Here is a 10,817-nt window from a genome sequence, read left to right on the forward strand (position 1 = left end):
CAGGTCGGTGCCAGGTCGGTGCCAGGTCGGTGCCAGGTCGGTGCCAGGTCGGTGCCAGGTCGGTGCCAGGTCGGTGCCAGGCCGGTGCCAGGTCGGTGCCAGGTTGGTGCCAGAGCAGTGTCCATTTCTGGCGCCAGCAGAAAGGTGGAAAACACGGCGCCCGGCAGTCGTTGCGCTGGCGGGCAGTTGACGTGGAGCGCCCCCATCCCATCGCGCCCCGGTGTTGCCGGGTCGCGCCTTCCCTCGCGGGGCGCGAGGGAAGGGAGGCGGCTTCGCCTGCACACGCCATGGGATCCCAGCTTTCGCTGGGATGACAGGCGCTGTGCCATGGGATCCCCCGGTTGAGCCGGGGGATGACGGGCACTGGGCCCGCAGCCCGCGCAATTGCCAAGTTGCAGCCACAAACGAACGGATGCCCATGATCGAGACAGACGAGCCGCGCGCCTGCGCCCATTGCCTTGCCGGTCCTTTCGCCACCCTGAGCTACGCCGAGGAGCTGGTCGTCAAGACCCGGGCCCTGCAGTCCGAGCTGGCGACTGCGCCGCGGCTGCGCGAACGACTGCCCGTTCCGCTGGAGGACATCCAGCTGCGGCCCGCAACCGCCCGGACGGGCTACCGCGGCAGTGTCAAACTGGTCTTCGGCTGGGACAAGGCGGCCCGGGAGGCGCGGCTGGGGATCTACCAGCCCGGTAGCCACCGGCTCATCGACTTGCGCCACTGCCGCGAGCACGACCCGCGCCTGGAGCCCGTGTTGGAGGCCGTGCGCCAGGGTGTGGCCCGCCACGGCCTGCCGGTGTATCACGAGGGAAAGGCCACAGGCTTCCTGCGCTACCTGCTGCTGCGCGTGTTGCCCGACGGCCGCCAGCTGGCCTGCTTCGTGACACCCCACGCCGAGGGCGGCTGGCAGACGGCGCTGGAGGAGTTGGCCCGCGACCTGCGAGCGGCCTTTCCCGAGCTGCGTTGCGTGGCCCAGAACCTCAACCCCACGCCGGGCAACAGCGTGCTGGGCGCCCGGACCCAGCTACTGGAGGGCCAATTCCACGTGCCCTGCCGCTTCCTGGAGACCCCCGTGGCCGTCAGCGCCACCTCCTTCATCCAGGCCAACCTGACTGTGTTCCGCTCGATCCTGGCGGAGCTGGATGGATGGGTCCGGGGCTTTGGGGCCGCGGCGCGCGTGGCCGACCTCTACTGCGGCTGCGGGGCCATCGGACTCAGCGTGACGCGCACCCAGCCGCTCTTCCTGCTGGAGTCGGAACACGCCAGCCAGCTGCCGCTGATGGAAGCCGCCCGCGCCGACGGCCGGGAGGAGATCGCGGTCACCCGCGGCCGGGTGGAAGAGTGCCTGACCAGTCTGGAACTCTTCGAGCCTGAACTGGTGATCGTGGATCCGCCCCGCCGCGGGCTGGATCCCACCCTCCTTCAGCTGCTGAACCAGCTGAAGCCGCGCGCGCTGGCGTACCTAAGCTGCAATCCGCGCAGCCTGGCCCGGGATCTGGACGGACTACTGGCCGATCCCGCCTGGCAGGTGGAATCCCTCGCGGGCCACGACATGCTGCCCGGCACGGAGCGGCTGGAGGCTCTGGCCCTGCTGCGACGCTCTTGATGCGCGGCACTTTGGGCTTGCAGGCCTGCCCAGGCAATCCCAGCTTCCCCCGCCCGACCACCCCTCACGAAAGGATGCCCCGGATGCTGCGAACCAGCCTGTCGCTCAGTCTGCTGTTGGTGGGAATCGGCGCCGCCGCGCCCGTGGATGCCCCGCGTGCCGCCGCCGCCGCCCAGGCCCTCCTGAGCGCCCGGGGCGGTTCCGTCCTGCTGGAGAGCCTGCAGCCCCTGGCGCCTGCGCCGGACGGCCAACCGGCCCTCTGGCTGGCGACCTTCCAGGGGGGCGGCTTCGTCCTGCTACGCGGCGACGACCGCCTGCCGCCCGTGGCCGCCTGGTCGGAGACAGGCGCCGCGCCCTGGCCGACGGAACTGCCGGCCCTGCTGGATTGGCTGGAACTGCAGCGCCTGGACGCCGAGTGGGCGCGCGCCCATTCCTGGAGCCACCCGGCGGCCCTGGCGGCCTGGCAGGCGCTGGAGGCGGGTCAGGCCGCCCGCGAGGGCGAGACCGTGGATCCCCTGCTGACCAGCACCTGGGACCAGGGCTGGCCCTACAACCAGTACTGTCCGGCGGATCCCGCCGGCCCCGGCGGCCACGTCTGGTCGGGCTGCGTGGCCACGGCCATGGCGCAGATCATGAACTTCTGGGAGTGGCCGGACACAGGCGCCGGCTCCCACAGCTACGTGCATCCCACCTACGGCAGCCAGAGCGCCAGTTTCGAAACCACCACCTACAACTGGGCGGCCATGCCGGACGACGCGGGCACGCCCGCCGGCGCGCTGCTGCAGTACCACTGCGGCGTGGCCGTGGAGATGGACTACGCCCCGGACGGCTCCGGCGCCTATGTGGGCACGGGCTGGCACAACGCTTTGCTGGCCCTGGAAAACCACTTCCGCTATCCCGCCGTGGCCGAGTTCATCCAGCACACCCAGTTTCCCGGCGCGGCCTGGGCCACGCGCCTGAGCCAGGAGATCAACGCCGGCCGGCCCGTGCTGGACAGCGGCTACGGCTCCGGCGGTCACGCCTTCGTGCTGGATGGGCTGCAGGACGGTCTCTTCCACCTGAATTGGGGCTGGTCGGGCTGGTTCAACGGCTGGTTCGAGATCGAGGCCCTGACCCCCGGCGGAATGGAATTCTCGATCCAGCAGGGCGCCATCGTCCGGCTGGAGCGGGACACGCCGCCCGTCGTGCAGGTGCCCGACCAGCTGGTGGAGAGCGGCCAGGCCTTCGCCGTGATCCAGCTGGACGCCTGCGGCACCGACCCCCAGGAGGAACCCGGCGCGCTGGACTGGTGGGTGGAGGTGACCCCGCCCATCACCACGGAGTTCAACGCCGTGACGCGCAGCGTGCGCGTGCTCTATCCGGCGGGCTGGACAGGCGCCGCCGACTTGAGCTTTTGCGCGCTGGATCCCCAGGGTCTCTACGCCTGTGACACGGCGCGCTTTTCCGTGCTGCCCGGCTCCCTGGTGCCGGCGGCGGTGACGGACCTGCGCCTCAGCCCCGGGCCGCTGGGCACCCGGCTGGATTGGACGGCCCCCGTCACGGACGCCAGCGGGCTCTGGCCCGTTCAGGTGACGGGCTACGCCGTGCACGGCTTGGCCCAGCCCTGGTACCAGCCCGGCCCAACCTCTCTGCGGGCCACCCTGCCCGCCGGCGCCACCAGTTGGACGGACTCGCCGGCAGCCGGTCCTCTCTTCTATCGTGTGGTGGTCCTGGGCGAATAGGTCGTCCCGCCGGTCCGTCGCCGGTGTTCGCCGGGCCGCCGCCGCCCGCCCAACGGTCTGTCTGCCGGGCTCAAGGCACGAAAGAGCTCAATGAAGCTTGACTCCGTGCTGAGAGGAGCCTATCTTCTGCGTCTTGCAAATTTATGGAGCGACAGGTGAAGACCTACACCGTCAAGCCCGGCGACGACCAGCCTGTCTGGTACATCGTGGACGCCGCGGACCTCGTGCTGGGCAGGCTGAGCAGCCACATTGCCCAGATTCTGCGCGGCAAGCACAAGCCCATCTACAGCCCCCACGTGGACGCCGGCGACTTCGTGGTCGTCATCAACGCCCACAAGGTGAAGCTGACGGGCAACAAGGCCGACCAGAAGACCTACTTCTATCACACGGGCTTTCCCCAGGGCGCCAAGACGGTGACCTTCCGGATGGCCATGGCCAAGAATCCGGCCTGGGTGATCGAGCACGCCGTCAAGGGCATGCTGCCCCACAACCGGCTCGGCCGCCAGCTGATCAAGAAGCTCAAGGTGTACAACGGCACCGAACATCCCCATGCCGCGCAGAAGCCGGCCGAGTTGAGGTTCTAAGATGGTCACCCGTTCCAACAAGCGCTTCTACGCCACCGGCCGCCGCAAGACCAGCGTGGCCCGCGTGTGGATCGAGCCCGGCAAGGGCGAGATTTCCATCAACGGCCGCCAGGTGATGGAGCATTTCCGGCGCGAGACCCTGAAAATGGTCATCGAGCAGCCGATGGAAACCGTCAACCTGATGGGCAAGCTCACCATCTATGCCACCGTCAACGGCGGCGGACTGGCCGGCCAGGCCGGCGCCCTGCGCATGGGCATCAGCCGCGCCATGGTGGTGATGGACGAGGAATACCGCAGCCCGCTGCGGAAAGCCGGCTTCCTGACCCGCGACTCCCGCATGGTGGAGCGCAAGAAGTACGGCCAGCCGGGCGCCCGCAAGCGCTTCCAGTTCAGCAAGCGCTAGGCCCCGCACTGCGAATGTGAACCCGCGTGAAGAGGCTGCCGCCGGGGCAGCCTTCTTCACGTATCAACGACACACACGTCCGGATTCGGGCGGCGGTGCCCCGCAAGGGGTTCCGCCCGGAAGTGAAGGACGTGGAGGCAAAACCCAAAGGAGTCCCTATGTCTCGCGTGACCGTGCAGCAATTGCTGCTGGCCGGCTCCCACTTCGGCCACCTGACCCGCCGCTGGAACCCCAAGATGCGCCCCTACATCTTCATGGAGAAGAACGGGATCCACATCCTGGACCTCAAGAAGACCGCCGTCCTGCTCGAAGATGCCGCCAATCGCATCGGCAAGATCGTCTCCGAGGGCGGCGATGTGCTCTTCGTGGGCACCAAGGACCAGGCCCAGGACGTGATGAAGGACGAGGCCACGCGCTGCGGCATGCACTATGTCAGCGAGCGCTGGCTGGGCGGCATGCTGACCAACTTCCGCACCATCCGCAACTCCATCCGCACGCTGGAGAGCATGGAAGAGAAGCAGACGGACGGCACCTACGAGCGGATCAACAAGAAGGAAATCCTCCAGATCGAGCGCCAGAAGGGCAAGCTCGAAATGACCCTGGGCGGCATCCGCACCATGAAGCGCCTGCCCGGCGCCATCTTCGTGGTGGACACCGTGCGCGAAGCCATCGCCGTCAGCGAGGCCCGCAAGCTGCACATCCCGGTCTTCGCCATCTGCGATTCCAACTCCGATCCCGACCTGATCGACTACGTCATCCCGGCCAACGACGACGCCTTCAAGAGCATCGCCGTGATCACCAAGTGCCTGGCCGACGCCGTGGACGAGGCCCGCAGCCTGCGCAAGGAAGGCTTCGGCCAGGAAGGCGAGCAGCACGCTCCCGAGCGCGGGGATTCCAAGACCGCGCCGCGGCGCCGCAAGCGTCGTCCGGACGAGGCCCCCCTGGGCCACGCTCCCGAAGCCCATGCGGCCCCCGTTGCCCACGCGGCAGCGGAAGCCCCGGCAGCCCCGGCAGCCCCCGAGGCTCCCGCCGCGCCCGTCCAGGAAGCCGGCGCCGAGTCCGCCGAGTAGTCGTCAACCCCGAAATCCACAGGATTCCCTCATGGAGATCTCCGCCAAGGACGTGATGAAGCTCCGCCAGATGACCGGCGCGGGCATGATGGATTGCAAGAAGGCGCTGGCCGAATCCAATGGCAGCCTGGACGAGGCCGTGGACTTCCTGCGCAAGAAGGGTCTGAAGACCGCCGAGAAGCGCGCCGACCGCGAAGCCAACGAAGGCAAGGTGGTCTGCCTGCTGGCCGACGACGGCCGCGCGGGCGTGCTGCTGGAACTCAACTCCGAGACCGATTTCGTGGCCGGCACGCCGGACTTCCGCGCCTTCGCGCTGGACTGCGCGGCCCAGGCCCTCGCCAAGCGCCCGGCCGACGTGGAAGCCTTGCTGGACCTGCCCGCCGTGCAGAACCCGGCCATCAAGCTGGCCGACCAGCTGAGCGACATGGTGGGCAAGCTGGGCGAGAAGATGGGCGTGCGGCGTTTCTGTGTCCTGGCCATTCCCGCCGGGCGCCAGGGCAAGGTGCACACCTACATCCACCTGGGCGACAAGCACGGCGTGATCATCGCCGTGGCCTGCGACAAGCCGGCGAGCGTCGTCGCCCCCGCCTTCCAGGAGCTGGTCAACGACCTGGCCCTGCAGGTGGTGGCCTACACGCCCAAGGGCGTCGATCGTGACAGCATCGACCCCGCCGTCGTCGAGCACGAGCTGAACCTCTACCGCGAGATGATCCGCGCCGAAGGCAAGCCCGAGCAGATGGTGGACAAGATCGCCCAGGGCAAGCTGAACAAGTTCTATGCCGAGTCCACGTTGCTGGAGCAGGCCTTCCTCAAGGAAGAGAAGAGCACGGTGCACCAGGTGGTGGACCAGTTGGGCAAGCAGCTCGACGACAAGGTCGTCGTGGAAAGCTTCGCCGCGTTCATCATCGGCCAGTAGGCACAGGCGCCCGCTTCGGCGGGCGCTTTCATGAGGATCCGCCCCATGGAGCAGCCAGTCTTCAAACGCATCTTGCTCAAACTGTCCGGCGAGGCGCTGGCCGGGGAGAAGGGTGGCGGACTCGACCAACCCACCCTGCGCCGCGTGGCGGAAGAAGTGGGCAGCATCCACGCCCTGGGCGTGGAGATCGGGCTGGTGATCGGCGGGGGCAACATCTTCCGCGGGATCAGCGCCGCGGCCTCGGGCATGGACCGCACCACGGCCGACTACATGGGCATGCTGGCCACGGTGATCAACTCCATGGCCCTCCAGCAGGCATTGGAAAAGGCGGGAGTGCCCACCCGGGTGCAGAGCGCGCTGACCATCACGCGCGTGGCCGAGCCCTTCATCATCCGGCGGGCCCTGCGGCACCTGGAGAAGGGCCGGGTGGTGATTTTCGCCGCCGGCACGGGCAACCCCTATTTCTCCACCGACACGGCGGCCGTGCTGCGCGCCAGCGAGATCCGCGCCGACGTGATCATCAAGGGCACCAAGGTGAACGGCGTCTACAGCGCCGACCCCATGACCCAGCCGGACGCGGAGTTTTTTCCCCGATTGACCTACCTTGACGTCCTGTCCAGGCGGCTGAAGGTGATGGACAGCACGGCGATCAGCCTGTGCATGGACAACCGGTTGCCCCTGCGGGTACTGAACATGAACGAGCCGGACAACCTGCGCCGGTTGATCCTGGGAGAGGACCTGGGAACCCTGATTTCCGGAGAGCGCGCATGAGCCACGACATCATCGAGAAGTGCAAGCACCACATGGACCGCGCGGTGGAAGAGGTCAAGCACACCTTCAGCTCCGTTCGGGCGGGCAAGGCCTCGCCGGCCATCCTGGACCCCATCCGGGTGGATTACTACGGCACGCCCACGCCCCTGAACCAGGTGGCCAACCTGAGTTGCCCCGAACCCCGGCTGATCGTCATCCAGCCCTGGGAGCGCAAGCTGATCTCGGCCATCGAGAAGGCGATCCAGAACTCGGACCTGAACCTGAACCCCTCCAACGACGGCATGGTGGTGCGCGTGCCGCTGCCCGAGTTGTCCGAAGAGCGGCGCCGGGACCTCGTCAAGCACGTGCACAAGCTGGCCGAGGAAGGCCGCGTGGCCGTGCGCAACGTGCGGCGCGACATGAACGAGCATCTCAAAAAGGCCCTCAAGGCCAGCGAGATCTCCGAGGACGACGAGCACCGCCTCTTGAAGGAAGTCCAGGACCTCACCGACCAGCACATCAAGAAAGTCGACGAGCTGGTGCGCGTGAAGGAAACGGACATCATGGCCGTTTAGGCAGGTTGGCGGGTGGCCGCGGAACCCGGCGGGTTCGCGCGGCGTCAAATGGCGAGTTTTTCCGCAGCGGGACCGGGCAGCCGAGTCCCGCTGCCTGATAGGGGGGCACGCGGTGCAGGAACGCATCCGCAATTTCTGCATCATCGCGCACATCGATCACGGCAAATCCACCATTGCCGATCGCCTGCTCGAGTTGACCGGCACGCTGCCGCCGCTCCAAATGCGCAAGCAGGTGCTGGACGACATGGAACTGGAGCAGGAGCGCGGCATCACCATCAAGGCCCACCCGGTGGCCATGAACTACCTGGCCGCCGACGGTGTCAGCTACCGGCTGAATCTCATCGACACCCCGGGCCACGTGGACTTCGCCTACGAAGTCAGCCGCAGCCTGGCCGCCTGCGAAGGCGCGCTGCTGGTGGTGGACGCCGCCCAAGGCGTCGAGGCCCAGACGCTGGCCAACCTCTACTCGGCCGTGGCCCAGGGCCTGGAGATCATTCCCGTGGTGAACAAGATTGACCTGCCCGGCGCCCAGACCGAGCAAGTCGTGCACCAGATCACCGAGCTGATCGGCTGCGAGGCCGACGACGTGGTGAAGGTGAGCGCCAAGACCGGCCTCAACTGCCAACTGCTGCTCGAGGAGATCGTCCGCCGGGTGCCCGCCCCCCGGGGCAGCCTGGAGGCGCCGCTGCGCGCGCTGATCTTCGACTCCCTCTACGACAATTACCGCGGCGCCGTGGGTTACGTGCGCGTGGTGGACGGCACCGTGGCCGCGGGCGCCGAGCTGCGCTCCATGCACAAGCCGCGGGATTTCCAGATCGACGAAGTGGGCACGCTGACCATGAAGCGCATTCCCGGCCAGATCCTCACGGCCGGCGAGGTGGGCTACGTCATCCTGGGCTCCAAGGACGTCAAGGACGCCCGCGTGGGGGACACGCTCACCCTGCGCCGGGGCGGCGCCACCCAGGCGCTGGAGGGCTACGCCGAAGTCAAGCCCATGGTGTTCTCGGGCCTCTACCCCGTCTCCGCCGACGACTACGAGGAGCTGCGCGACGCGCTGGCCAAGCTCTGCCTCAACGACTCGGCCCTGGTCTACACGCCGGAAACCAGCCTGGCCCTGGGCTTCGGTTTCCGCTGCGGCTTCCTGGGCCTCCTGCACATGGAGATCATCCAGGAGCGGCTGGACCGCGAGTACGACCTGGACATCATCACCACCATGCCCAACGTGGAGTACCTGGTCAAGCAGCCGGGCAAGCCCGAGGAGGTGGTGGACAACCCGGCGGACTTCCCACGCGGGGAGAAGCTCGAGTACGTGCGCGAGCCCTTCATCAAGGCCACGATCATCACGCCCGTCGAGTTCATCGGCAACATCATGAAGCTGGCCATGGACCGCCGCGGGATCTTCAAGTCCACCGAGTACCTGGACACCACGCGCGCCTCGCTGGTCTACGAGTTCCCGCTGGCCGAGATCGTGTTCGACTTCTACGACCGCCTCAAGACCATGTCCAAGGGCTACGCGTCCTACGACTACGAGCTGCTGGACTTCCGCGAGAGCCAGCTCAAGCGGCTGGACATCATGATCAACGGCGAGCCCGTCGACAGCCTTTCGATGATCGTCCACCTGGACAAGGCCTGGGACTGGGGCAACAAGATGTGCATCAAGCTCAAGGAGTTGATTCCGCGTCAGCTCTTCGAGGTGGCCATCCAGGGCGCGCTGGGCACCAAGGTCATCGCGCGCACCACGGTGAAGGCCATGCGCAAGAACGTGACGGCCAAGTGCTACGGCGGCGACATCAGCCGCAAGCGCAAGCTGCTGGAGAAGCAGAAGGAAGGCAAGAAGCGCATGAAGCAGGTGGGTTCCGTGGAGATTCCGCAGGAAGCCTTCCTGGCCATGCTCAAGATCGAGCGCTGACGCTCGCTGATCGGGAAAGGCAAGGCATGAACTGGATTCCCTGGCTGATCGTCCTGGCCTTCACCTGGGCCCTGGTGGACAATCCCCTGCAGCCCAAGGCCTGGCGCGAGTGGCGCCGCACGCGCCGCGCGGCCCATCGCGACAAGGAGCAGACCAAGCGCGAGCGCAAGGGTCCCACGCGCTACTGGCTCGAGTTCGTGGGCTCGATGGTGCTCTTCCTGTTCTTCTTCCGCGCCATGGTGGTGGAAGCCTACCGCATCCCCTCGGGTTCGATGGAGCGCACCCTGCTCATCGGCGACTTCCTGCTGGTGAACAAGTTCGTCTACGGCATGCGCACGCCGGACTGGATCGGCGTTCCCTTCACGCGCTTCGGCTTCGACATCCCCTATGTCGAACTGCCGGCCATCCGGGACCCCAAGCCTGGCGACATCCTGGTCTTCCGCTATCCCAAGGACCCGCTCACCAACTACATCAAGCGGCTGGTGGCCGGTCCCGGGCAGAGCATCCAGCTCCAGGACAAGCGGCCCTTCGTGGACGGCGCGGAGTTCGCCCCGCCCGCCGAGCAGCAGTTCGCCATGCGTCAGGTGCTGCCCCCGGACTTCCACGACGTCTACATCTGGCCCGGCGGCAGCGGCTGGAACAAGGACCAGTGGGGCCCGGTGACGGTGCCGGCCAAGGGCATGAGCGTGGAGCTCTCGCCGGAGACCTGGCGCCTCTACAAGGATTCCATCCAGCTGGAAGGCCACAGCCTGACCACCAACGCGGCCGGCGGCTTTCAACTGGACGGCCAGCCCGCCACGAGCTACACCTTCGAGCAGAACCACTACTTCATGATGGGCGACAACCGCGACCGCAGCGCGGACAGCCGCTACTGGGGCTTCGTGCCGGAAGAGAACATCGTGGGCAAGGCCTGGATCATCTACTTCTCATTCGATACCACCAAGCTGAACGAGGAGTTCTGGCAGGTGATCCGCTGGGGCCGCATCCTGCATTTCATCGAGTAGCCGCCGCGCGCCCGGGCGGGGATCTTTCACCACAGAGGCACAGAGGCACAGAGACAGAATTGGATTTGCCTTGATTGGGCCTCGAGATTCCAGAAGTCGGTTTGAGCTCGAAGACAAATAGACTCGATGACGATTTGTGTCACGTGAGGTGAAGGCCGTCAGGCCTGAACCAGAACCAGGTGGTGACGCCGTCAGGCGGAACCAACTACGCGGTTGCAGGAAGGATGAACTGCCGCCAGCGGAAGCCCGCCGGGAGGCGGGCTGACTCTGGCGGGTGAGAAA

At 67.1% G+C, this 10,817-nt stretch carries 10 protein-coding genes; all 10 read left to right on the plus strand.

What is annotated here, in order from left to right; translation table 11 throughout:
* Nucleotides 1-418 precede the first annotated feature (418 nt).
* The 10 genes from WC326_16255 (at nt 419) to lepB (ending at nt 10,535) form a co-directional block, all read left to right on the plus strand.
* Nucleotides 419-1,603: a hypothetical protein gene (locus WC326_16255; protein ID MFA7332622.1), complete on the plus strand. Its 1,185-nt coding sequence runs from the start codon at nt 419-421 to the stop codon at nt 1,601-1,603.
* 83 nt (nt 1,604-1,686) lie between these two features.
* Nucleotides 1,687-3,324, plus strand: a complete 1,638-nt coding sequence (locus WC326_16260; GenBank protein ID MFA7332623.1) for a C10 family peptidase — start codon at nt 1,687-1,689, stop codon at nt 3,322-3,324.
* A gap of 155 nt (nt 3,325-3,479) precedes the next feature.
* On the plus strand, nt 3,480-3,908 hold the full coding sequence (rplM, locus tag WC326_16265; GenBank protein ID MFA7332624.1) for a 50S ribosomal protein L13: 429 nt from the start codon (nt 3,480-3,482) through the stop codon (nt 3,906-3,908).
* A gap of 1 nt (nt 3,909) precedes the next feature.
* Nucleotides 3,910-4,311 (plus strand): 30S ribosomal protein S9, encoded by a 402-nt coding sequence (gene rpsI, locus WC326_16270; protein MFA7332625.1) that lies wholly within the window; start codon nt 3,910-3,912, stop codon nt 4,309-4,311.
* 158 nt (nt 4,312-4,469) lie between these two features.
* Complete coding sequence (gene rpsB / locus WC326_16275; protein MFA7332626.1) at nt 4,470-5,381, plus strand: 30S ribosomal protein S2; 912 nt, start codon at nt 4,470-4,472, stop codon at nt 5,379-5,381.
* A 31-nt stretch (nt 5,382-5,412) separates the two neighbouring features.
* The gene (tsf, locus tag WC326_16280) at nt 5,413-6,297 is read left to right on the plus strand and encodes a translation elongation factor Ts (GenBank protein ID MFA7332627.1); all 885 of its coding nucleotides are present in this window, start codon (nt 5,413-5,415) and stop codon (nt 6,295-6,297) included.
* A gap of 45 nt (nt 6,298-6,342) precedes the next feature.
* Nucleotides 6,343-7,068 carry a UMP kinase gene (gene pyrH, locus WC326_16285; GenBank protein ID MFA7332628.1) on the plus strand — a complete coding sequence of 242 codons (726 nt, stop codon included), beginning with the start codon at nt 6,343-6,345 and terminating at the stop codon, nt 7,066-7,068.
* Entirely contained in the window at nt 7,065-7,622 is a 558-nt protein-coding gene (gene frr / locus WC326_16290; protein ID MFA7332629.1) for a ribosome recycling factor, read from the plus strand. Before pyrH ends, frr begins: the two co-directional genes overlap by 4 nt.
* A gap of 112 nt (nt 7,623-7,734) precedes the next feature.
* Nucleotides 7,735-9,531, plus strand: coding sequence for a translation elongation factor 4 (gene lepA / locus WC326_16295; protein MFA7332630.1), 1,797 nt, complete (start codon nt 7,735-7,737; stop codon nt 9,529-9,531).
* Nucleotides 9,532-9,557: 26 nt separating this feature from the next.
* Nucleotides 9,558-10,535 (plus strand): signal peptidase I, encoded by a 978-nt coding sequence (gene lepB / locus WC326_16300; GenBank protein MFA7332631.1) that lies wholly within the window; start codon nt 9,558-9,560, stop codon nt 10,533-10,535.
* Nucleotides 10,536-10,817 lie beyond the last annotated feature (282 nt).

This window comes from Candidatus Delongbacteria bacterium (assembly GCA_041675285.1).
Lineage (GTDB): Bacteria > CAIWAD01 > CAIWAD01 > CAIWAD01 > CAIWAD01 > CAIWAD01.

Bases quoted from the DNA above. Each gene is read 5' to 3' on its own strand.
- WC326_16255 (MFA7332622.1), top strand. From the start codon at position 419: ATGATCGAGACAGACGAGCCGCGCGCCTGCGCCCATTGCCTTGCCGGT.
- WC326_16260 (MFA7332623.1), top strand. From the start codon at position 1,687: ATGCTGCGAACCAGCCTGTCGCTCAGTCTGCTGTTGGTGGGAATCGGC.
- rpsI (MFA7332625.1), top strand. From the start codon at position 3,910: ATGGTCACCCGTTCCAACAAGCGCTTCTACGCCACCGGCCGCCGCAAG.
- rpsB (MFA7332626.1), top strand. From the start codon at position 4,470: ATGTCTCGCGTGACCGTGCAGCAATTGCTGCTGGCCGGCTCCCACTTC.
- tsf (MFA7332627.1), top strand. From the start codon at position 5,413: ATGGAGATCTCCGCCAAGGACGTGATGAAGCTCCGCCAGATGACCGGC.
- pyrH (MFA7332628.1), top strand. From the start codon at position 6,343: ATGGAGCAGCCAGTCTTCAAACGCATCTTGCTCAAACTGTCCGGCGAG.
- frr (MFA7332629.1), top strand. From the start codon at position 7,065: ATGAGCCACGACATCATCGAGAAGTGCAAGCACCACATGGACCGCGCG.
- lepB (MFA7332631.1), top strand. From the start codon at position 9,558: ATGAACTGGATTCCCTGGCTGATCGTCCTGGCCTTCACCTGGGCCCTG.